The sequence below is a fragment of the Streptomyces gobitricini genome (genome assembly GCF_039532985.1).
GTDB classification, from domain to species: domain Bacteria; phylum Actinomycetota; class Actinomycetes; order Streptomycetales; family Streptomycetaceae; genus Streptomyces; species Streptomyces gobitricini.
On sequence record NZ_BAAASR010000009.1, the window covers coordinates 1 to 21,302 of the forward strand.

Sequence of the window (21,302 nt, forward strand, 5' to 3'; positions counted from 1 at the left end):
ATGAGCCTCGCCCGCACCGGCCTCGCCGCCGGCGCCAAACCCAAACGCCGCGCCACCAAGAAGACCGGTTCGGCCGCCTCGGGCGACACACTCGCCTCCCCGATGCAGGGCACGATCGTCAAGATCGCCGTCGAGGAGGGCCAGGAGGTCAAGGAGGGCGACCTCGTCGTCGTCCTGGAGGCGATGAAGATGGAACAACCCATCAACGCCCACCGCGCCGGCACGATCAAGGGTCTGTCGGCGGAGGTCGGCGCGTCGGTGACGTCCGGCGCCGCGATCTGCGAGATCAAGGACTGACGCACCGCACCACACAGGGGCCCGTCGGCAGCCGCCCGGCGGGCCCCTCGTCATGCGCACGATGGCATCCTGGAGACAGAGGCGGGGTTGCGAGGGAGGACGGCGCATGGCGACGAGTACGGCGGCGGGCGGCACGGCGGCGGACGGGGCGCCGGGTGCGCCGCGCCCCATGCGCGCCGACGCCCGCCGCAACTACGAGCGGCTGCTGCACGAAGCCCGGGCGGCGTTCGCGGAGCACGGCACCGACGCCTCGCTGGAGGACGTCGCGCGGCGCGCCGGGGTGGGGATCGGCACGCTCTACCGGCACTTCCCCAACCGGCACGCGCTGATGAACGCCGTCTTCCAGGACGCGCTCCACACCCTGCTGGAACGGTCGCACGACCTGGCCGGCTCGGAGCAGCCGTGCACGGCGCTCGTGGAGTGGCTGCGCGCCATCGTCACGCACGCGGGCGAGTACCGGGGCCTTGCCCGGGCGCTGATGTCGGCTTCGCACGACGCCAGTTCGGCCCTGTCACAGTGCAGCACGCCGATGCGCACGGCGGGCGAGCGGTTGCTGGTCCGCGCCCAGGACGCGGGTGCGGTACGGGCGGACGTGTCGATCGGCGACCTGATGCAGCTGACCAACGCGATCGCCCTGGCCGCCGAACAGTCCCCGGACGATCCGGAGCTGGCCGACCGCCTGCTGACGCTGACGCTGCGGGGCCTCAAGGCCTGACCGGCGGGGCGCGTCGGCAGGCCTCGCGGGCGGTCACCCGGCGCGGCGGCCCCGGAGAGGGCCGTCAGCGGCGCCGCAGATCCGCCACCCGTGCGCCGCGCTCCGGGGGCTGGCCGTCCCCCGACAGGGAAGCGCTGCGCAGCTGCGGACCACCCGGGTGGCGGCCGCGCTGGCCCGGCAGCGGAACGTCCCTGCGGCCCTGCCGGCCCGGTGGCGGTCCGCCCTCCGCGCCGGACGCGCCGGACGTGGCGCCGGCCACGGTGATCTGGACCCCCTGGTCGGCGAGCGCCTGGAGCTCGGTGCCCGCCCGGTCGTCGTGGACGGGCGGCTCGTCGGTGACCAGCCGGGTGATCAGGTCCGTCGGCACGGTCTGGAACATGGTGTCCGTACCGAGCTTGGTGTGGTCGGCCAGCACGACCACCTCCGCCGCCGCCTGCACCAGCGCCCGGTCGACGCTCGCGGACAGCATGTTGGACGTGGACAGGCCGCGCTCGGCGGTGAGCCCGCTCCCGGACAGGAACGCCCGCGAGACGCGCAGCCCCTGGAGGGACTGCTCGGCCCCGCTGCCCACCAGCGCGTAGTTGGAGCCGCGCAGGGTGCCGCCGGTCATGACGACCTCCACCCGGTTGGCGTGGGCCAGCGCCTGGGCGACGAGCAGGGAGTTGGTGACGACGGTCAGCCCGGGGACGCGGGCGAGCCGGCGGGCCAGCTCCTGCGTGGTGGTCCCCGCGCCGACCACGATGGCCTCGCCCTCTTCGACGAGGCCGGCGGCCACGTCGGCGATGGCCGTCTTCTCGGCGGTCGCGAGATGGGATTTCTGCGGGAAGCCGGACTCTCGCGTAAAACCGCCCGGCAGCACCGCACCGCCGTGCCGGCGGTCGAGGAGTCCTTCTGCCTCCAGCGCCCGCACGTCACGCCGTACGGTCACTTCGGAGGTCTGGACGACGCGGGCGAGCTCCCGGAGCGATACCGCCCCGTTGGCGCGCACCATTTCAAGGATCAACTGGCGACGTTCTGCAGCGAACACGAAACTGACAGTAACGCCAGCGACCGTTTCTTTGCAGCGGTATGCGCCTAATACGCGAAGTTGCGAACAGACGGACCCGCCAAGTGGTATAGGCGGGCCCGTCCGGGAACGTTCCTTGACTGATCGATGTCCCGACTTGCCGGGGGTTGCCGGGTGTTGTCCCTCCGCCGGGGGCGGACTACGCCTCGTCGGAGGCCTTCCGGTTGTGCAACTGTCGTGCCACCTCGGCGATCGAGCCCGACAGGGACGGGTACACGGTGAAGGCCTTTGCGATCTGTTCGACCGTCAGGTTGTTGTCGACCGCGATCGAGATCGGGTGGATCAGCTCGCTGGCGCGCGGCGCGACGACACAGCCGCCGACCACGATGCCCGTACCGGGACGGCAGAAGATCTTGACGAAGCCGTCCCGGATGCCCTGCATCTTGGCGCGCGGGTTGCGCAGCAGCGGGAGCTTCACGGAGCGCGCGTCGATCTTGCCCGCGTCGACGTCCGCCTGCGTGTAACCGACCGTGGCGATCTCGGGGTCGGTGAAGACGTTCGAGGAGACGGTCTTGAGGTTCAGCGGGGTCACCGCGTCGCCCAGGAAGTGGTACATGGCGATCCGGCCCTGCATCGCCGCGACCGACGCGAGCGCGAAGACGCCGGTGACGTCTCCGGCCGCGTACACGCCCGGCGCGGAGGTCCGCGACACCTTGTCGGTCCAGACGTGGCCCGACTCCTTGAGCCGTACGCCGGCCTCCTCCAGGCCCATCCCGGCGGTGTTCGGGATCGCGCCGACGGCCATCAGGCAGTGCGTGCCGGAGATGACCCGTCCGTCGGCGAGCGTCACCTCCACCCGGTCCCCGACGCGCTTGGCGGAGGCGGCGCGGGAGCGGGCCATGACGTTCATGCCACGGCGCCGGAAGACGTCCTCCAGGACGGCCGCCGCGTCCGGGTCCTCGCCGGGCAGCACGCGGTCACGGGACGAGACCAGGGTGACCCGGGAACCAAGCGCCTGGTAGGCACCGGCGAACTCGGCGCCGGTGACACCGGAGCCGACCACGATGAGCTCCTCGGGGAGCTCGTCCAGGTCGTAGACCTGGGTCCAGTTGAGGATGCGCTCGCCGTCCGGCAGGGCGTCGGGGATCTCGCGCGGGTGGCCACCGGTCGCGATCAGTACGGCGTCGGCGGTGAGCGTCTCCTCCGTACCGTCGGCGGCGGTCACGATCACCTGACGGGACCCGTCCGTCGCCTGGCGCCCGTCGAGCCGGCCCCGGCCGCGCAGCACCCGGGCGCCCGCACGCGTGACGGAGGCGGTGATGTCGTGCGACTGGGCGAGGGCGAGCCGCTTCACACGCCGGTTGACCTTGCCGAGGTCGACGCCGACGATCCGGGCGGCCTGCTCGATGTGGGGGGTGTCGTCCGCGACGATGATGCCGAGCTCCTCGTGGGAGGAGTCGAAGGTGGTCATCACCTCGGCCGTGGCGATCAGGGTCTTGGAGGGTACGCAGTCGGTCAGGACGGACGCTCCGCCGAGGCCGTCGGTGTCGACGACGGTCACCTCCGCGCCGAGCTGGGCGCCCACCAGGGCCGCCTCGTATCCGCCGGGTCCGCCACCGATGATCACGATCCGGGTCACAGGGGTTACGCCTCGCGCTCTCGTCCGGCAGGGGTGCAAGTACGTACCCCATTGTCCCGCACGGCTCCCGGTGCTTCCCGCCGGGGCCCTCCCTCGAGGAACAGCGCTCACCCCCGGCCCTCCCGTACCCTCGATCCCATGTCGCTCTACGCCGCGTACGCCGGCAACCTCGACGCGCGGCTGATGACCCGCCGCGCTCCGCATTCCCCGCTGCGCGGCACGGGCTGGCTCAACGGCTGGCGGCTGACGTTCGGCGGGGAGCAGATGGGCTGGGAGGGTGCCCTGGCCACGATCGTGGAGGCACCGCGCTCCCAGGTGTTCGTCGCCCTGTACGACATCGCGCCCATGGACGAGGACTCCATGGACCGCTGGGAGGGTGTCGGCCTGGACATCTACCGGCGCATGCGCCTGCGCGTGCACACCCTGGAGGGCGAGGAACCCGCCTGGGTGTACGTCCTCAACGGGTACGAGGGCGGCCTGCCGTCGGCACGCTACCTGGGCGAGATCGCGGACGCGGCGGAGTCGGCGGGCGCCCCGCACGACTACGTGATGGAGCTGCGCAAGCGACCCTGCTGAGGCTTCTTGTCGGAAACGACAAGACAACGATCCGAGGTCCGTGGGCATCGTCATCTACGCGCGTAGGCAACTTCGGGCTACGCTCTTGGGCGTACTGCTTTCTTCCGGGGCCGGCCCCCGGACCCCCGGTCCTCGTGAGCGGTCCGGGGCGACTGTTACTTCGCGAGGCGAGAGACTCTGTGAACGCAACTGCCACCCCGGACCACCTCCAGGGCGACCCCTACGCCGCCGCCGCCGACGCCGCCGCGCGCCTGCGCGAGCTGACCGGCGCCGAGACCCACGACGTCGCCCTGGTGATGGGCTCCGGCTGGGCGCCGGCCGTCGACGCGCTCGGCGCTCCGGACGCCGAGTTCCCGGTCACGGAGCTCCCCGGCTTCCCGCCCCCGGCCGTCGAGGGCCACGGCGGCAAGATCCGCTCGTACACCATCGGCGACAAGCGCGCGCTGGTCTTCCTGGGCCGTACGCACTTCTACGAGGGCCGGGGCGTCGCCGCCGTCGCCCACGGGGTGCGCACCGCCGTCGCCGCCGGATGCAAGACGGTCGTGCTGACCAACGGCTGCGGCGGCCTGCGCGAGGGCATGCGTCCCGGCCAGCCGGTGCTGATCAGCGACCACCTCAACCTGACGGGTGCCTCGCCGATCGTGGGCGCCAACTTCGTGGACCTCACCGACCTCTACTCGCCGCGCCTGCGCGCGCTGTGCAAGGAGGTCGACGAGACCCTCGAAGAGGGCGTGTACGTGCAGTTCCCCGGCCCGCACTACGAGACCCCGGCCGAGATCAACATGGTCCGCGTCCTCGGCGGCGACCTGGTCGGCATGTCGACCGTCCTGGAGGCCATCGCGGCCCGTGAGGCGGGCGCGGAGGTCCTCGGCATCTCCCTGGTCACCAACCTCGCGGCGGGGCTCTCCGGCGAGCCGCTGAACCACGAGGAGGTCCTCCAGGCAGGCCGCGACTCGGCCGCCCGCATGGGCGCGCTCCTGACGCGGGTGCTGGACCGCATCTGACCCACCCCCGGGGCCCGGCCCCGGACCCCGGCCCCCGCGGGCGCCGGCCCGTCGGCGGACCCGGGTTCCCCCCGGTGACCCGCCCGGGCACCGGTCGCCGTGGGGGCCGCTCCGTGGGGGTGTCCCCTTCCGGGGCCGGCCCGGGCACCCGACCCGACCCGCACCACCGGCGCGAGCCAGCCGCCCGGCACCGCGGGCCCCGGCGCCCGCGACCGGGCCCGTACCGGGCGCCCCGGGGCGCCCCGTACCCGGAAAGGGCCGGAAACCGGGACGGAGACGCTCCGCCGGGGTACGGCACGTACCGCAGACCACGGCACGTACCGCAGACCAGTCGTACGACATCCAGAGAGGCAGACACCGTGCAGCAGAACCTCATCGCGCAGGCGGAGGCGTGGCTCGCCGAGGACCCGGACCCCGAGACGCGCGACGAGCTCGCCGGGCTCGTCGAGGCACGGGACCTCGACGAGCTCGCCGCCCGGTTCAGCGGCACCCTCCAGTTCGGCACGGCCGGGCTCCGCGGCGAGCTGGGCGCCGGCCCCATGCGGATGAACCGGGCCGTGGTGATCCGGGCCGCCGCCGGTCTGGCCGCGTACCTCAAGGGCGAGGGCCACGCGGGGGGCCTCGTCGTGGTCGGCTACGACGCCCGCTACAAGTCGGCCGACTTCGCCCGCGACACCGCCGCCGTCATGGTCGGCGCGGGCCTGCGCGCCGCGGTCCTGCCGCGCCCGCTGCCGACGCCCGTCCTGGCCTACGCCATAAGGCACCTGGGCGCCGTCGCCGGCGTGGAGGTCACCGCCAGCCACAACCCGCCCCGTGACAACGGGTACAAGGTCTACCTGGGCGACGGCTCGCAGATCGTGCCCCCCGCCGACACCGGGATCGCCGCCGCGATCGCCGCGATCACGAGCCTGAACGACGTGCCCCGCGCCGAGGACGGCTGGGAGACGCTCGGGGACGAGGTCCTGGAGGCCTACCTGGAGCGTACGGACGCCGTCCTGAGCCCCGGGTCCCCCCGGACCGCGAACGTCGTCTACACGGCCATGCACGGCGTCGGCAAGGACGTGGTGCTCGCGGCCTGGGAGCGTGCCGGGTTCCCCGCTCCGGCGCTCGTGGCCGAGCAGGCCGAACCGGACCCCGCCTTCCCGACCGTCGCCTTCCCGAACCCCGAGGAGCCCGGGGCGATGGACCTGGCGTTCGCCAGGGCCCGCGAGGTGCGGCCGGACATCGTCATCGCCAACGACCCGGACGCCGACCGTTGTGCCGTCGCCGTCCCCCACCAGGGCGACTGGCGCATGCTGCGCGGCGACGAGGTCGGCGCGCTGCTCGCCGCCCACCTGGTCCGCAAGGGCGTCACCGGCACCTTCGCCGAGTCGATCGTGTCGTCGTCGCTGCTCGGCCGGATCGCCGGGGCGGCCGGCCTGCCGTACGAGGAGACGCTGACCGGCTTCAAGTGGATCGCCCGCGTGGAGGGCCTGGCCTACGGCTACGAGGAGGCGCTCGGCTACTGCGTCGACCCCGGTGGCGTACGCGACAAGGACGGCATCACGGCGGCGCTGCTCGTCGCCGAACTGGCCTCGGAACTGAAGGAGCGGGGCCGCACCCTCTCCGACCTGCTGGACGACCTCGCCGTCACGCACGGGCTGCACGCCACGGACCAGCTGTCCGTGCGCGTGGAGGACCTGGGCGTCATCGCGAACGCCATGCGCAGGCTGCGCGAGCAGCCGCCGGCCGCGCTCGCCGGGCTGACCGTGACGACCGCCGAGGACCTGACGAAGGGCACGGACAAGCTGCCGCCCACGGACGGTCTGCGCTACCACCTGGACGGCGCCTTCCGGGCCCGCGTCATCGTGCGCCCCAGCGGGACCGAGCCCAAGCTGAAGTGCTACCTGGAGGTCGTCGTCCCGGTCACCGACGCGAGCGGGCTGGCCGACGCGAGGGCCAAGGGCGACGACGTCCTGGCCGCGATCAAGCGGGATCTGGCGGTGGCGGCCGGCATCTGAGCCGTGTCACCCGTACGGATCCCGTACGGGTGAATTCCGTACGGCAGTTGACGCAGGGGGCCGGTAGGTTCCGGGGCCACCGAGCAGGGTGACCCCCGGTACCGCAGCCGAGCCCCTGGAGCGCCACCGTGCCGCCGTCGGTGATCACCCCGCGCCCGACCGTCCCCGCGTCACGCCGGCCCGCGTCCCCGGCGGCCGGAGGCGTGCGGGAGCGGACCGCCCGGTCGCTGCGGTGCGCCGCGCCCGCGCTGCTCGGGTACCTGATGGTGCGGCTCTTCGGGCTGCTGGTCCTGGCCCGCTGGGCCCACCTCAAGGAGCACGGGGTGTGGCCGGCGCTGGCCACGTCCTGGGACTCCGACTGGTACCTGGGCATCGCCGACCACGGGTACCAGGACCGCCTCGGCACCCGGTACGACTCCAACAACCTGGCGTTCTTCCCGCTCTACCCGGTGCTGATCAAGGCGGTCGCGGGCGTCACGCCCGGCTCGCGCGCGTCGGTGGCGCTGCTGCTCGCGGTGGCCTTCTCGCTGGTCGCGGCGTGGGGGATCTTCGCGGTCGGTGACCGGCTGTACGGGCGCCGCGCCGGCGCCGTGCTCACCGTCCTGTGGGGCGCGCTGCCGGTCGGCGTGGTCCAGTGGATGGGCTACACCGAGTCGCTGTTCACGGCGCTCACGGCCTGGGCGCTGTACGCCGTGCTGACCGGCCGCTGGTACACGGCGGCCGTCTTGACGGTGCTCGCCGGGCTCACGCGTCCGACCGGGATCGCGCTCGCCGCCGCGGTGGCGGTGGCCGGCCTGGTGGCGGCGGCCCGCACGCGCGCGTGGCCCCCGTTCGTCGCGGCGCTCACCGCTCCCCTGGGATGGCTCGCGTACGTGGCGTGGGTGGGCGTCCGGGTGGGCCGCTGGGACGGCTACTTCGCGGTGCAGCGGCTGTGGCGCAACACCTGGGACGGCGGAGCGGGCACCCTGCGCTGGATGCGCGAGCTGCTGGCGTACGACCGGACACCCCAGCTGTTCCTGGTGGCCGTCTCGGCGGTGCTGGTGGCCTCGGTGGCGCTGTACGCGCTGTCTCTGGCCGACCGGCAGCCCCTGCCGCTCCTGGTCTTCTGCGGGGTGCTCCTGCTGGTGGTGCTGGGCAGCGGCGGGGTGTACTTCCCGCGCGCCCGCTTCCTGCTGCCCGCGTTCCCCCTGCTGCTGCCGCTCGCCGTGGCGGTGAGCCGGGCGCGGCCGGTGGTGGCCGGTGTGGTGCTGGCCGGGGCGGCGCTGTCGTCTGCGTGGCTGGGCGCCTACATGCTGCTGGTGTGGCCGGGCCCGCCGTGAGCCGCCGCGGGCCTCAGACGGCCAGGAGGACGATGAGCAGGACCAGGCCCGCGAGTGCGGGCGCGAGGATCTCGTAGGCCCAGCGGACGTGCGGGGCGCCCTGCGCGGTGGGCCGTGACGCGCACCGCTCGGCCAGCTCGCGCAGGTCGGCGACGGTCTGGTCGGCGCCCGCGGACTTCGCCGCCGGTGTGGCGTCCCGCCCGGCGCGCCCGGCTCCGAGGGCGCTCAGGATCCCCGCCGATCCGGCACCCGGCCCGGACCCGGCGTCCGTCCGGTCCTGCCGGCGGGCCGCCCGCTTGCGCTCGCGCAGCGAGACGGGCACGGACCACAGCTGGTACTTGGTGCCGTCCGTGGTGACGACCTCGCTGGAGTACCCGGCGCGGACGTCGGCGACCGACGCCCACGGCAGGTCGACGGTCCGGAACGGGTTCCGTACGCGCATGCGGTCGTCGTTGGCGTACACCGCGGGCCGGAAGGTGAACGCCACGATCAGCGGGACCACCAGCAGCAGCCCGGCGGCGGCGATCCAGCGCACCCGGCCCTCGCCGGTGACCAGCGCGTCACCGCCGATCCAGGCGGCGAAGCCGAGCAGCAGCAGTCCTCCCACGATCCCGTGGGTCGAGCGGAAGGACCGGTCGGCGTACTCGGGCTGCTGGGGGGTCGTCATGCGGCCGATTCTGCCTCACGGCCGGTTGAGGCGCGGCTCGGGGCGGGAGCGGTGTTGCCGTGGACCTCCGGCGCCGGGCAGGCCGTCCCGCCGGCCCGCGGGGGCCGCCCCTTCCGCCCCTCGCGGGCGCGTGAGGGAGCTCACGCCACCTGCGGTCACCAGGGGTTTCGCACGGACCACCGGCACGGGGCTGTACAGGCCGCTACGTGCGTAGATATGCTCAAGTGGTGACCATGCCCCCTGCACCCGCATTCGCTGACGTGACCGCGTCCGACAGCACGCTGCGCCGGTTCCTCCATGGGCTGCCCGGCGTCGACACCGTCGGCCTGGAAGCGCGCGCCGCGTCCCTCGGCACCCGTTCGATCAAGACCACGGCCAAGGCGTACGCCATCGACCTGGCCATCTCGATGATCGACCTGACGACCCTCGAAGGCGCGGACACCCCGGGCAAGGTCCGGGCGCTCGCCGCCAAGGCCGTTCATCCCGACCCCACCGACCGCACCGCCCCGCGCACCGCGGCGGTCTGCGTCTATCCCGACATGGTGGCCACCGCGAAGGCGGGCCTGGCGGGGACGGACGTGAAGGTCGCCTCCGTCGCGACCGCCTTCCCGGCCGGCCGCGCCGCCCTCGACGTCAAGCTCGCGGACACCCGTGACGCCGTCGCCGCCGGAGCGGACGAGATCGACATGGTGATCGACCGCGGGGCGTTCCTCGCGGGCGACTACCTGAAGGTCTACGAGGAGATCCGGGCCGTGAAGGAGGCCTCGGGCGACGCCCGCCTGAAGGTGATCTTCGAGACCGGCGAGCTGTCCACGTACGACAACATCCGCCGCGCCTCCTGGCTCGGCATGATCGCGGGCGCTGACTTCATCAAGACCTCGACCGGCAAGGTCGGCGTCAACGCCACCCCCGCGAACACGCTGCTCATGCTGGAGGCGGTGCGCGACTTCCGCGCCCAGACCGGGGTACAGGTCGGGGTGAAGCCCGCGGGCGGCATCCGGACCACCAAGGACGCCATCAAGTTCCTGGTCCTGGTCAACGAGACCGTCGGCGAGGACTGGCTGGACAGCCACTGGTTCCGGTTCGGCGCGTCCAGCCTGCTGAACGACCTACTGATGCAGCGTCAGAAGCTGGCCACCGGACGTTACTCCGGTCCCGACTACGTGACGGTGGACTGATCACGATGACCAAGTTCGAGTACGCACCCGCCCCCGAGTCCCGCTCGGTCGTCGACATCGCGCCGTCCTACGGCCTGTTCATCGACGGAGAGTTCACCGAGGCCGCGGACGGCAAGGTCTTCAAGACCATCTCGCCCGCCTCCGAGGAGGTGCTCGCCGAGGTCGCCCAGGCCGGGGCCGAGGACGTGGACCGGGCCGTGAAGGCCGCCCGCAAGGCGTTCGAGAAGTGGTCGGCGCTGCCGGGCGCCGAGCGCGCCAAGTACCTCTTCCGGATCGCCCGGATCATCCAGGAGCGCAGCCGTGAGCTGGCCGTCCTGGAGACCCTGGACAACGGCAAGCCGATCAGGGAGACCCGCGACGCGGACCTCCCGCTGGTCGCCGCGCACTTCTTCTACTACGCGGGCTGGGCCGACAAGCTCGACCACGCGGGCTACGGCACGAACCCGCGCCCGCTCGGCGTGGCCGGCCAGGTCATCCCGTGGAACTTCCCGCTGCTGATGCTGGCGTGGAAGATCGCCCCGGCGCTCGCCACCGGCAACACGGTCGTCCTCAAGCCCGCCGAGACCACGCCGCTGTCCGCCCTGTTCTTCGCGGACATCTGCCGCCAGGCGGGCCTGCCGAAGGGTGTCGTGAACATCCTCCCCGGTTACGGGGACGCCGGCGCCGCGCTCGTCGAGCACCCGGGCGTGAACAAGGTCGCCTTCACCGGCTCCACCGCCGTCGGCAAGGCCATCGCCCGCCAGGTGGCGGGCACGGAGAAGAAGCTCACCCTGGAGCTGGGCGGCAAGGGCGCCAACATCGTCTTCGACGACGCCCCCATCGACCAGGCCGTCGAGGGCATCGTCACCGGCATCTTCTTCAACCAGGGCCAGGTCTGCTGCGCGGGCTCCCGCCTGCTGGTGCAGGAGTCGGTCCAGGACGAGCTGCTGGACGCCCTCAAGCGCCGCCTGTCGACGCTGCGCCTGGGCGACCCGCTGGACAAGAACACCGACATCGGCGCGATCAACTCCGCCGAGCAGCTGGCCCGCATCAAGGCGCTCGCCGAGACGGGCGAGGCGGAGGGCGCCGAGCGCTGGTCCCCCGCCTGCGAGATCCCGTCGTCCGGTTTCTGGTTCGCCCCGACGCTCTTCACGAACGTCACCCAGGCGCACACCATCGCCCGCGACGAGATCTTCGGCCCGGTCCTGTCGGTGCTGACGTTCCGCACCCCGGACGAGGCCGTCGCCAAGGCCAACAACACCCAGTACGGCCTGTCCGCCGGCATCTGGACGGAGAAGGGCTCGCGCATCCTCGCGGTGGCGAACAAGCTCCGCGCGGGTGTCGTCTGGGCCAACACGTTCAACAAGTTCGACCCGACCTCGCCCTTCGGCGGCTACAAGGAGTCGGGCTTCGGCCGCGAGGGCGGCCGCCACGGCCTGGAGGCGTACCTCGATGTCTGACAAGACCGAACAGAACCGTCTGAGCGTCTTCAAGACCTACAAGCTGTACGTCGGGGGCAAGTTCCCCCGCAGCGAGAGCGGCCGGGTGTACGAAGTGCAGGACCACAAGGGCAAGTGGCTGGCCAACGCGCCGCTCTCCTCCCGCAAGGACGCCCGTGACGCGGTCGTCGCGGCGCGCAAGGCGTTCGGCGGCTGGTCGGGGGCGACGGCGTACAACCGCGGTCAGGTCCTCTACCGGGTCGCCGAGATGCTGGAGGGCCGCAAGGGCCAGTTCGTGCACGAGGTGGCGCACGCGGAGGGGCTCTCCAAGTCCAGGGCGGCCGAGGTCGTCGAGGCGGCCGTCGACCGCTGGGTCTGGTACGCGGGCTGGACGGACAAGATCGGCCAGGTCGTGGGCGGGGCGAACCCCGTCGCCGGACCGTTCTTCAACCTCTCCACCCCCGAGCCGACGGGCGTCGTGGCGATCGTCGCCCCGCGCGAGTCGTCGTTCCTGGGCCTGGTGTCCGTCGTCGCCCCGGTGATCGCCACCGGCAACACGGCGGTCGTGATCGCCTCGGAGGACGCCCCGCTCCCGGCGCTGTCCCTGGGCGAGGTGCTGGCCACCTCCGACCTGCCGGGCGGTGTGGTCAACGTGCTGTCCGGCAAGGCGGCCGAACTCGCCGCTCCGCTCGCCGCGCACCAGGACGTCAACGCCATCGACCTGACCGGCGCGGACGCCGGGCTCGCCCGCGAGCTGGAGATCGCCGCCGCGGACAACCTCAAGCGCGTGCTGCGCCCCCGGGCCGTGGACGGCGAGGACTTCGCCGCCGATCCGGGCACGCACCGGCTGACCGCGTTCCTGGAGACCAAGACGGTGTGGCACCCGACGGGCTCGCTGGGCGCGTCGGGGTCCTCGTACTGACCCACGTGACCGAACGGCTCCGCCTCCCCTCCGTCCGGGGGAGGCGGAGCCGTTCTCGTGCGCCGGGGCCCGTCGGCCGGCCGCGCGGGCGGGGGCCGTCCGGTCAGCCCGGAATGACCCCGCCGAGCAGGGGCCCCGCGACCGGCAGGCTCGGGAGGCTGGTCAGGGAGCCGGTGACCGAGGCCGTGTCGACCGGCTTGAAGTCGCTGACCTGGGTGCCCACGCCGTTGTTGAGCGGGTCCACGCCCGTCTGCGCCAGCGGGTTGACCTTCAGGTGCTTGGCCACCCCCGTGACGTGGGGCACGGCGCCCATGGTGCCCTGCAGCGCCGCCTGGGGGTCCGTCTGCGGCAGCTGCGGCAGCCGCGGTGGCTGCACCACGGCGTGCGCCGTGCCGCCGGTGGCACCGAGGACGGCGCCCAGCGCCGAAACGGTGAGCCCGGCCCTCAGCCAGGTGTGACGTGTCATGGAAAGCTCCTGCCGGCTGGGTAACCTGTCGGACACGCACCGTATTTGACATGTGATGCTGGATACCAACGGGTCCCCGGTGGGGTCCCTCGACCGGGTCAATGGTTCAGACTGGTGTCCCGTGAGTTCCCAACCGATCCCGACCCGCGTCGTGCTGCTCGCGGGCCCCTCCGGCTCCGGCAAGTCCTCCCTCGCCGCCCGCACCGGCCTGCCGGTGCTGCGCCTCGACGACTTCTACAAGGAGGGCCACGACCCCACGCTCCCGCTCGTCCCCGGGAGCACGGACGTCGACTGGGACTCCCCGCTGTCCTGGGACGCCGACGCCGCCGTGGCCGCCGTCGTGGAGCTGTGCGCCACCGGACGCACCACCGTCCCCGTGTACGACATCGCCACCAGCTCCCGCGTCGACCGGGAGGTGCTGGACATCGAGCGCACCCCGCTCTTCGTGGCCGAGGGCATCTTCGCGGCGGACATCGTGGCGCGGTGCCAGGAGCTGGACGTCCTCGCGGACGCGCTGTGCCTGCGGGGCCGTCCCTCCACCACGTTCCGCCGCCGGCTGCTGCGGGACCTGCGCGAGGGCCGCAAGTCGGTGCCGGTCCTGCTGCGGCGCGGCTGGCGCCTGATGCGCGCCGAGCGCTCGATCGTCACCCGCCAGACCGCCCTGGGCGCCCACCCCTGCGACAAGGCCGAGGCCCTGGGCCGCCTCGCCGCCGCCGCGGCCGGCCGCCACCGTGCCCCGGTGACCACGGCGGCCCCGGCGACCGCGGCGGCGCGGGCCCCGGAACCGGCGTAGCGCCCGGACACAGCGAAGGGCCGGACAGAACCCCCCGTCCTGTCCGGCCCCGCGACGTGCCCCCCGTCCCCCCTCGCCCCCGTGTTCCCCCCATCCCCCGATCGCCGGCCGCCGCCTCCCCCCGGAACCGCGGCCGGCCCCCCAGCCCTCAGGCCACGAGCTGGCCGAAGGACTCCTCCTCGTCACGGCCGAAGCTGAGGACCTCGTCCTCACGCAGCCGGCGCAGGGAGCGCCAGATGCTCGACTTCACCGTGCCGACACTGATGTCCAGGATCTCCGCGATCTCCGGGTCCGTACGGCCCTCGTAGTAGCGCAGCACCAGCATGGTGCGCTGCGGTTCGGGCAGCCGGGCGAGCGCCTGCCAGAGCACGGCGCGCAGTTCGGTGCCGCGCATCGCGTCGGTGTCGCCGGCGGACTCGGGGAGCTCCTCGGTCGGATACTCGTCGATCTTCCGCCGCCGCCAGGCGCTGATGTGCAGGTTCGTCATGGTGCGGCGCAGGTAGCCGCCGACCGCCGCCTTGTCGCTGATGCGCTCCCAGGCGCGGTACGTCGAGAACAGCGCGGTCTGCAGCAGGTCCTCGGCCTCGAACCGGTCGCCGGTGAGGTGGTAGGCGGTGGCGTACAGGGAGGCGCGGCGCTCTCTCACGTAGGCGGTGAACTCCGCCTCCGTGAGGTTCGTGCGCTCCCCCGAGTCCTCCCCGTACTCCGCTCCCCCGTCAGCCACGGCGACCATGTAGGGCGCCTTGTGCTGACGCCCGGCGTTGCGAACACACCCCCGCGAGTTCACCCCGCCGGACTTCTCCGTGCTCCGCGTGACGTCGTGGAGACGCGTGACAACTGCGCTTGAGGTGGTGCTGTGCAGTGCGTTCATCTCGCGCCCCCCGTCGGTTGGAGTCTGCTTCGGTCCGTGTGCCAACGAGCTTGCCGGGGCCACTTCATAGCGGTGTCCGCCGACTGTCACAGAGCTGTCACAGGCCCTGGCGGTCGATCTGCCCCGCCCCCATGGGACAGAATGACGCCGTGCCTTTCCTGTTGCTGATCGAGGACGACGATTCCATCCGCACGGCCCTCGAACTCTCGCTGTCACGCCAGGGCCACAGAGTGGCCACCGCGGCGACGGGCGAGGACGGCCTGAAACTGCTGCGGGAGCAGCGGCCGGACCTGATCGTGCTGGATGTGATGCTGCCCGGCATCGACGGTTTCGAGGTGTGCCGTCGCATCCGGCGTACCGACCAGTTGCCGATCATCCTGCTGACCGCGCGCAGCGACGACATCGACGTGGTCGTCGGTCTGGAGTCCGGTGCGGACGACTACGTCGTCAAGCCGGTGCAGGGCCGGGTGCTGGACGCGCGGATCCGGGCCGTCCTGCGGCGCGGTGAGCGCGAGTCGACGGACTCGGCGACGTTCGGCGCGCTGGTGATCGACCGGTCGGCGATGACCGTCACGAAGAACGGTGAGGACCTCCAGCTCACACCGACGGAGCTGCGGCTGCTGCTGGAGCTGTCACGCCGTCCGGGCCAGGCGCTGTCACGGCAGCAGTTGCTGCGCCTGGTGTGGGAGCACGACTACCTGGGCGACTCGCGGCTGGTGGACGCGTGCGTCCAGCGGCTGCGGGCGAAGGTGGAGGACGTGCCGTCCTCCCCGACCCTGATCCGCACGGTGCGTGGTGTGGGCTACCGGTTGGACGTGCCTGCGTGAGGCGGACGAGTCTGCGGCTGCGTCTCGTCATCGTCTTCGCCCTTGTCGCGCTGACCGCCGCGGCGTCCGCGTCGGGGATCGCGTACTGGCTCAACCGTGAGGCGGTGCTGCAGCGCACGCAGGACTCGGCGCTGAACGACTTCCGCCAGGAGATGCAGCGGCGTGCCGCGACGCTGCCGCTGCGGCCGACGGAGGAGGAGCTGCGGCGGACCGCGGAGGAGATGTCCTCCGGCGGTATCGGGTACGGCGTGGTGCTGCTGGGCGAGCGGGCCAAGGGCAAGCCGATCGCGGGGGTGTCGGACCCCGACCGTTTCACCATGGACGACGTGCCGCGGGAGCTGCGGGCCGCGGTGGACGAGCGGCAGGAGGTGACGGACGGCAACAAGTACCCCTACCACCTCTTCTGGCAGCGGACGACGCGCGACGGTACGCCGTACCTGGTGGGCGGTACGCGGATCGTGGGCGGCGGGCCGACCGGCTACATGTTCAAGTCGCTGGAGCCGGAGCGGCAGGATCTCAACTCGCTGGCGTGGTCGCTGGGGATCGCGTCGGCGCTGGCCCTGGTCGTCTCGGCGCTGCTCGCACAGGCCGCGGCGACGACCGTGCTGAAGCCGGTGCACCGGCTCGGGGAGGCGGCGCGGCGGCTGGGCGAGGGCGAGCTGGACACCCGGCTTCGGGTGTCGGGCACCGACGAACTGGCCGAGTTGTCCCGGACGTTCAACAGCGCGGCGGAGAGCCTGCAGAAGAAGGTCGCGGACATGAGCGCCCGGGAGGAGTCGAGCCGGCGCTTCGTCGCGGACATGTCGCACGAGCTGCGTACGCCGCTGACCGCGCTGACCGCCGTGACGGAGGTGCTGGAGGAGGAAGAGGACGGCCTCGACCCGATGATCGCCCCGGCCGTCAAGCTGGTGGTCAGTGAGACGCGGCGGCTGAACACGCTGGTCGAGAACCTGATGGAGGTGACCCGCTTCGACGCGGGTACGGCGCGGCTCGTCCTGGACGACGTCGACGTCGCCGACCAGGTCACGGCGTGCGTCGACGCACGCGCCTGGCTGGACGCGGTCGAGCTGGACGCCGAGCGCGGGCTCGTGGCGCGGCTCGATCCGCGCCGCCTCGACGTGATCCTGGCGAACCTGATCGGCAACGCGCTCAAGCACGGCGGGTCGCCGGTGCGCGTCGCGGTGCGGACGGCGGAGGACGACCTGTACATCGAGGTGCGCGACCACGGGCCGGGTATCCCCGAGGACGTGCTGCCGCACGTCTTCGACCGGTTCTACAAGGCGAGCGCGTCGCGGCCGCGCTCGGAGGGCTCGGGGCTGGGCCTGTCGATCGCGATGGAGAACGCCCTGATCCACGGCGGTGACATCACGGCGGCGAACTCGCCGGACGGTGACGGCGCGGTGTTCGTGCTGCGGTTGCCGCGCGACGCGTCACGGACGGACACGGAACGGGAACAGCGGCAGGAGGGGGACGGTGATGAGGGTGCGTGAGCGGCGTGGCCGGGCCGCGCTCGCGGGGGTCGCCGTGGTCGCCGCCGTCGCCTCGGGCTGCGGGATCCGCACGACGTCCGTGCCGGTCGACGCGGGCGCGGCGCCGTCGCGGCTGCCGTGCAGCGTGGCGGGCGCCGACCTCGCGTCGCGGGCGCAGCAGCAGGCGGTGCCGGTCCGGGTGTACCTGGTGTGCGCGTCCGGTCTGGAGGCGGTGCACCGCGCGGTGCCGGAGACGGGTGACAAGAACCCGGCCGACAGCCGCGTGGCGGTGGCGCGGGCCCTGCTGAACCAGCTCCTCGCGGAGCCGTCGGCGACGGAGCGCGAGGCGGGGTTCTCCACTTCCGTCCAGGGCCCGCTGGCCGTGTCGGCGGGCCGGGAGGGCGACCCGGAGGGGGCGCTGCGGCTGAGCCGTCAGCCGGAGGACCTGCCCGCGGCGGCGCTGTCGCAGATCGTGTGCACGTACGCGGAGAACAGTGCGACCGCGGACGGCGGGACGGTCCTGCTCGGCGGGCCCGGCCCCTATCCGGTGCGGCGCTACGCGTGCACGGCGCAGCTGCGGGAGCGCCCGGACTCGGCGGCGCCGACGCGGCCGGCGTCCTGAGCCGCCGCCGGGACGTCGTTTCGGCGGGCGGAACCGATCGTGCCGGCCGGTGCGTCTTGGGGGGCGTGCAGCGTCATGGTTCGGACGGCAGCGCCGTCATCCGCCTCCGCTCGGCGGGGCTCATCCTCCTCATCGCCCATCTCCTGCTCGTGGCGTGGCTGACGCTCCGGCCGCGGGACGTGCTGTGGGTGACGGCGGCCAATCTTCAGCCGTTGGCCGGGATCAGGGCCGATCTGGCGCTGGGCCCGCTGGAGGCGGCGAGACGGATCGGTGAGGGCCTGCTCCTGCTGGCTCCGCTCGGGGTGCTGCTGCCCATGGCGGGAGGCCGGCTGGTGGTGTCCCCGTGGGCGTCGCTGTTCCGTACGGTCCTGGCGGGCGCGCTGGTGTCGCTGGGCATCGAGCTGTTGCAGACGGTGGTGCCGGGGCGGGTGGTGGACGTGGACGCGGTGCTGCTGAACAGCGCCGGCGTGGCGCTCGCGCATCTCGCGGTGGTGCCCGCCTGGCGGGGGCGGCTGCGGCGCCGCAGGCCGGGCCCGGGCTCGGGGCCGGGGCGGGGACAGCGGCCGGCCGGGGGCGGGAGCCGGGGCCGGGGGCTGGGGATGCTGCGGGACGACGTCCCTCAGGGTGCGACCCCGAGGATTCCCAGGGTCGGTATCGCCCCGTAGTCCGACGTTTTGTCCGGGGTATCCGGGCGAGAATGGAGTCCATCGAACGATTCGACTTCCTCCCGCGAAGGAGCCCACCATGGCCGCTCTTGTCCGACCTCGTGACGGACGCAGGATCGGCGGAGTGTGCGCGGCGCTGGCACGGCGCTTCGGCACCTCCGCGACGACGATGCGCGTGATCTTCGTGGTGTCGTGCCTGCTGCCCGGCCCGCAGTTCCTGCTGTATCTGGCGCTGTGGATACTGCTGCCGTCGGAGAAGGCCGCCAAGCCGGCCTGGTAACCACTCCGCGTACGCCAAGGGGCGCCCACCTGTGAAGGCGGGCGCCCCTTTCGCGTACGCGGCTGCGGCCGGTGGTTCAGGCGCCGAGGCCGGCGACCGGGAGGGCGCCGCCGACGGGCAGTCCGCCGAGGAGGCCGGTGGCGGTGGCCGGGTCGATGGGCAGGCCCTGGAGGGACACGTTCTTGGTGGCGGCGCCGGTCAGCTCCTGACCGACGGCCAGCAGCTCGGTGGCGTGGTTCGGAGCCTGCTCCACGGCGGACTGGAGGACCGGGACCGCGGTGGCGGTGGCGGCGCCCAGCGCGGCGGTGGTGGGCGTCGAGGTGGCCGCGGAGGCGGTGCCGGCGGTGGCGGCGGCGAACGCGGCGCCGAGGGCGGCGACACCGAGAGTCTTGGCGGCGGACTGCTTCATCGAATTTCGTCCTTGGGGGAACTCGGGGAAAGATGAGCGGCTCCGCAACTTAGTCATCGTTCCGCAGGCCCCGCAAACACCCGGAACGGCCAGGTCATGGAATCACCCGGCCGTTCCCGACGGTCGACCGCAGGGCTTCTACGGCGCGGAGTCCCTGGTCGCGGCGGTCTGGCGGAACAGCCATTCGGACTTCAACTCGGCGTACCCGGGCTTGATGACGTCATTGATCATCGCCAGCCGTTCGTCGAAAGGAATGAATGCTGATTTCATCGCATTGACGGTGAACCACTGCATGTCGTCGAGCGTGTAACCGAACGTCTCGGTCAGCAGCTCGAATTCACGGCTCATGCTGGTGCCCGACATCAGCCGGTTGTCGGTGTTGACGGTGGCCCGGAAGTGCAGGCGGCGGAGCAGGCCGATGGGGTGCTCCGCGTAGGAGGGCGCGGCGCCGGTCTGGAGGTTGGAGGTGGGGCACAGCTCCAGCGGAACGCGCTTGTCGCGTACGTATGCGGCCAGGCGGCCGAGGGCGACGGTGCCGTCCTCGGCGACCTGGATGTCGTCGATGATGCGGACGCCGTGGCCGAGCCGGTCGGCTCCGCACCACTGGAGCGCCTGCCAGATGGACGGCAGGCCGAAGGCCTCGCCCGCGTGGATGGTGAAGTGGTTGTTCTCGCGCTTGAGGTACTCGAAGGCGTCGAGGTGGCGGGTGGGCGGGAAACCGGCCTCGGCGCCGGCGATGTCGAACCCGACGACGCCCAGGTCGCGGTAGCGGTTGGCGAGTTCGGCGATCTCCAGCGCGCGGGCGGCGTGCCGCATGGCGGTGAGCAGGGCGCCCACGCGGATCCGGTGGCCGTTCTCCCGGGCGCGCCGCTCCCCCAGGCGGAACCCCTCGTTGACCGCTTCGACGACCTCTTCGAGGGTGAGGCCCTTCTCGAGGTGCTGTTCGGGGGCGTACCGCACCTCCGCGTAGAGCACCCCGTCCTCGGCGAGGTCCTCGGCGCACTCGGCGGCCACGCGGACGAGGGCCTCGCGGGTCTGCATGACGGCGCAGGTGTGCGCGAAGGTCTCCAGGTAGCGCTCCAGCGAACCGGAGTCGGCGGCCTCGCGGAACCAGAGGCCGAGCTTGTCCGGCTCGCGCTCGGGCAGCGAGGTGTACCCGGTGGCGTCGGCGAGGTCGATGATCGTGCCCGGGCGCAGGCCGCCGTCGAGGTGGTCGTGGAGCAGCACCTTGGGGGCTCGGCGGATCTGGTCCGCGGTGGGGATCTGGGGTGTCTGGCTCGTCATTCGCGAACTCTAGCCGCGACGCGCGTAGAAGGCGCGTCGATACGTAACAGTGACCGCGCGTACGGATCGCGTACACGTCGTCTTCTGAGACTGTTCTGCCATGGCACACCACGCACTCGTAGGTACGTCGGGCACGCGGGCGCCCCGGCTCGGCCGGCCCGTGGGGCCGTCCGTCACGGCGGTGGGCGGCGTGGTGCTGCTCCTCCCGGACGGGGAGCCGGAGTCGGGGCGCGGCCCGTCGCCGGTCGCGCACGCGGCCACCGTGCCCATGGCGCGCCACCTGGCCCGCGCGGGGCGGGCCGACGGCCTGGTGGCCCATGTGGTGCGGTACCGGGGACGCGGCTGGAACGGCGCGGACGCGCGGCTCGCGGTGGACGCGCGGTGGGCGGTCTCGGAGGTCGTGCGCCGGTACGGCGACGTCCCGGTCTGTCTCGCGGGGCGGGGCATGGGCGGCCGGGCGGCGCTGCGTGCGGCGGGCCACACGGCCGTCAACGCCGTGCTGGCGCTCGCCCCTTGGCTGCCGGAGGACGATGTGGCGGCGGCACCCGAACCGGTGAAGCAGCTCGCCGGACGTCACGTGCTGATCGCGCACGGCACGAACGACACGCGTACGGATCCGGAGCTGTCGTACCGGCTGGCGGAACGCGCGAAGAAGGCCAACCGGGACACCTGCCGGTTCGAGGTCCACTCGGACGGGCACGCGCTGCGCGAGCACCACGCCGAAGTGGCCGCGCTCGCCGCCGACTTCGTCCTGGGCACCCTGTTCGGCCACCCCTTCGCCCGCCCGGTCGCCGACGCTTTCGCCGCGCCCCCGCCGCTGGGGCTCCGGATGCCGCTGGCCTCCGGGTTCGGCAGGGTGCCACGGCGGTAGGGCG

The 21,302-nt window shown here is 72.8% G+C and carries 23 protein-coding genes; 16 read left to right on the plus strand and 7 right to left on the minus strand.

What is annotated here, in order from left to right; all coding sequences use genetic code 11:
- Together ABD347_RS08690 and ABD347_RS08695 are read left to right on the plus strand one after the other, a co-directional pair.
- Positions 1-297 (plus strand): acyl-CoA carboxylase biotin carboxyl carrier protein subunit (locus ABD347_RS08690; RefSeq protein WP_344358574.1); only part of this gene is annotated, 297 nt, incomplete at its 5' end.
- A 169-nt stretch (positions 298-466) separates the two neighbouring features.
- Positions 467-1,012, plus strand: coding sequence for a TetR/AcrR family transcriptional regulator (locus ABD347_RS08695; RefSeq protein WP_486388594.1), 546 nt, complete (start codon positions 467-469; stop codon positions 1,010-1,012).
- A gap of 64 nt (positions 1,013-1,076) precedes the next feature.
- Here ABD347_RS08695 and ABD347_RS08700 read toward each other — a convergent pair whose 3' ends face one another.
- Positions 1,077-2,039, minus strand: a complete 963-nt coding sequence (locus ABD347_RS08700; RefSeq protein ID WP_344358579.1) for a DeoR/GlpR family DNA-binding transcription regulator — start codon at positions 2,037-2,039, stop codon at positions 1,077-1,079.
- Positions 2,040-2,217: 178 nt separating this feature from the next.
- A complete protein-coding gene (locus tag ABD347_RS08705) occupies positions 2,218-3,657 on the minus strand; it encodes an NAD(P)H-quinone dehydrogenase (RefSeq protein WP_344358582.1) in 1,440 nt (479 codons plus the stop codon).
- Between the two features lie 138 nt (positions 3,658-3,795).
- On the opposite strand from ABD347_RS08705, the gene ABD347_RS08710 reads away from it, so the two are divergent.
- From ABD347_RS08710 to ABD347_RS08725, 4 genes are all read left to right on the plus strand, one after another.
- Positions 3,796-4,233: a gamma-glutamylcyclotransferase family protein gene (locus ABD347_RS08710; protein WP_344358585.1), complete on the plus strand. Its 438-nt coding sequence runs from the start codon at positions 3,796-3,798 to the stop codon at positions 4,231-4,233.
- 179 nt (positions 4,234-4,412) lie between these two features.
- On the plus strand, positions 4,413-5,237 hold the full coding sequence (locus ABD347_RS08715) for a purine-nucleoside phosphorylase (RefSeq protein WP_344358589.1): 825 nt from the start codon (positions 4,413-4,415) through the stop codon (positions 5,235-5,237).
- A 359-nt stretch (positions 5,238-5,596) separates the two neighbouring features.
- Positions 5,597-7,237 carry a phospho-sugar mutase gene (locus tag ABD347_RS08720; RefSeq protein WP_344358592.1) on the plus strand — a complete coding sequence of 547 codons (1,641 nt, stop codon included), beginning with the start codon at positions 5,597-5,599 and terminating at the stop codon, positions 7,235-7,237.
- 128 nt (positions 7,238-7,365) lie between these two features.
- A complete protein-coding gene (locus tag ABD347_RS08725; RefSeq protein WP_344358595.1) occupies positions 7,366-8,556 on the plus strand; it encodes a hypothetical protein in 1,191 nt (396 codons plus the stop codon).
- Between the two features lie 13 nt (positions 8,557-8,569).
- On the opposite strand, the gene ABD347_RS08730 is transcribed toward ABD347_RS08725, so the two are convergent.
- Positions 8,570-9,223 (minus strand): PH domain-containing protein, encoded by a 654-nt coding sequence (locus tag ABD347_RS08730; protein WP_344358598.1) that lies wholly within the window; start codon positions 9,221-9,223, stop codon positions 8,570-8,572.
- Positions 9,224-9,456: 233 nt separating this feature from the next.
- Between ABD347_RS08730 and deoC the strand changes: the two genes are divergently transcribed.
- Genes deoC through ABD347_RS08745 form a run of 3 tightly spaced genes read left to right on the plus strand, consistent with a single transcriptional unit; the run spans position 9,457 to position 12,741 of the window.
- Complete coding sequence (gene deoC, locus ABD347_RS08735) at positions 9,457-10,401, plus strand: deoxyribose-phosphate aldolase (RefSeq protein ID WP_344358656.1); 945 nt, start codon at positions 9,457-9,459, stop codon at positions 10,399-10,401.
- Between the two features lie 5 nt (positions 10,402-10,406).
- On the plus strand, positions 10,407-11,840 hold the full coding sequence (locus ABD347_RS08740) for an aldehyde dehydrogenase family protein (protein WP_344358601.1): 1,434 nt from the start codon (positions 10,407-10,409) through the stop codon (positions 11,838-11,840).
- The gene (locus ABD347_RS08745) at positions 11,833-12,741 is read left to right on the plus strand and encodes an aldehyde dehydrogenase family protein (RefSeq protein ID WP_344358602.1); all 909 of its coding nucleotides are present in this window, start codon (positions 11,833-11,835) and stop codon (positions 12,739-12,741) included. The genes ABD347_RS08740 and ABD347_RS08745 overlap by 8 nt, the downstream gene beginning before the upstream one ends.
- A gap of 103 nt (positions 12,742-12,844) precedes the next feature.
- On the opposite strand, the gene ABD347_RS08750 is transcribed toward ABD347_RS08745, so the two are convergent.
- Positions 12,845-13,207: a hypothetical protein gene (locus ABD347_RS08750; protein ID WP_344358604.1), complete on the minus strand. Its 363-nt coding sequence runs from the start codon at positions 13,205-13,207 to the stop codon at positions 12,845-12,847.
- A 55-nt stretch (positions 13,208-13,262) separates the two neighbouring features.
- Between ABD347_RS08750 and ABD347_RS08755 the strand changes: the two genes are divergently transcribed.
- Positions 13,263-14,000, plus strand: coding sequence for a uridine kinase (locus tag ABD347_RS08755; protein ID WP_344358607.1), 738 nt, complete (start codon positions 13,263-13,265; stop codon positions 13,998-14,000).
- 148 nt (positions 14,001-14,148) lie between these two features.
- On the opposite strand, the gene ABD347_RS08760 is transcribed toward ABD347_RS08755, so the two are convergent.
- Positions 14,149-14,871 (minus strand): SigE family RNA polymerase sigma factor, encoded by a 723-nt coding sequence (locus tag ABD347_RS08760; RefSeq protein ID WP_344358609.1) that lies wholly within the window; start codon positions 14,869-14,871, stop codon positions 14,149-14,151.
- 149 nt (positions 14,872-15,020) lie between these two features.
- Between ABD347_RS08760 and afsQ1 the strand changes: the two genes are divergently transcribed.
- From afsQ1 to ABD347_RS08785, 5 genes are all read left to right on the plus strand, one after another.
- A complete protein-coding gene (gene afsQ1 / locus ABD347_RS08765) occupies positions 15,021-15,698 on the plus strand; it encodes a two-component system response regulator AfsQ1 (RefSeq protein WP_344358611.1) in 678 nt (225 codons plus the stop codon).
- Positions 15,695-17,188, plus strand: a complete 1,494-nt coding sequence (locus ABD347_RS08770; RefSeq protein WP_344358613.1) for an ATP-binding protein — start codon at positions 15,695-15,697, stop codon at positions 17,186-17,188. The genes afsQ1 and ABD347_RS08770 overlap by 4 nt, the downstream gene beginning before the upstream one ends.
- Positions 17,175-17,789, plus strand: a complete 615-nt coding sequence (locus ABD347_RS08775) for a hypothetical protein (protein ID WP_344358615.1) — start codon at positions 17,175-17,177, stop codon at positions 17,787-17,789. Before ABD347_RS08770 ends, ABD347_RS08775 begins: the two co-directional genes overlap by 14 nt.
- A gap of 65 nt (positions 17,790-17,854) precedes the next feature.
- A complete protein-coding gene (locus ABD347_RS08780; protein WP_344358617.1) occupies positions 17,855-18,454 on the plus strand; it encodes a VanZ family protein in 600 nt (199 codons plus the stop codon).
- A 79-nt stretch (positions 18,455-18,533) separates the two neighbouring features.
- The gene (locus tag ABD347_RS08785; RefSeq protein WP_344358619.1) at positions 18,534-18,734 is read left to right on the plus strand and encodes a PspC domain-containing protein; all 201 of its coding nucleotides are present in this window, start codon (positions 18,534-18,536) and stop codon (positions 18,732-18,734) included.
- A 76-nt stretch (positions 18,735-18,810) separates the two neighbouring features.
- Here ABD347_RS08785 and ABD347_RS08790 read toward each other — a convergent pair whose 3' ends face one another.
- Positions 18,811-19,143 (minus strand): hypothetical protein, encoded by a 333-nt coding sequence (locus ABD347_RS08790; RefSeq protein ID WP_344358621.1) that lies wholly within the window; start codon positions 19,141-19,143, stop codon positions 18,811-18,813.
- 138 nt (positions 19,144-19,281) lie between these two features.
- A complete protein-coding gene (locus ABD347_RS08795; RefSeq protein ID WP_344358624.1) occupies positions 19,282-20,427 on the minus strand; it encodes an adenosine deaminase in 1,146 nt (381 codons plus the stop codon).
- A 100-nt stretch (positions 20,428-20,527) separates the two neighbouring features.
- Between ABD347_RS08795 and ABD347_RS08800 the strand changes: the two genes are divergently transcribed.
- Complete coding sequence (locus tag ABD347_RS08800; protein WP_344358627.1) at positions 20,528-21,298, plus strand: alpha/beta hydrolase; 771 nt, start codon at positions 20,528-20,530, stop codon at positions 21,296-21,298.
- Positions 21,299-21,302: the final 4 nt, after the last annotated feature.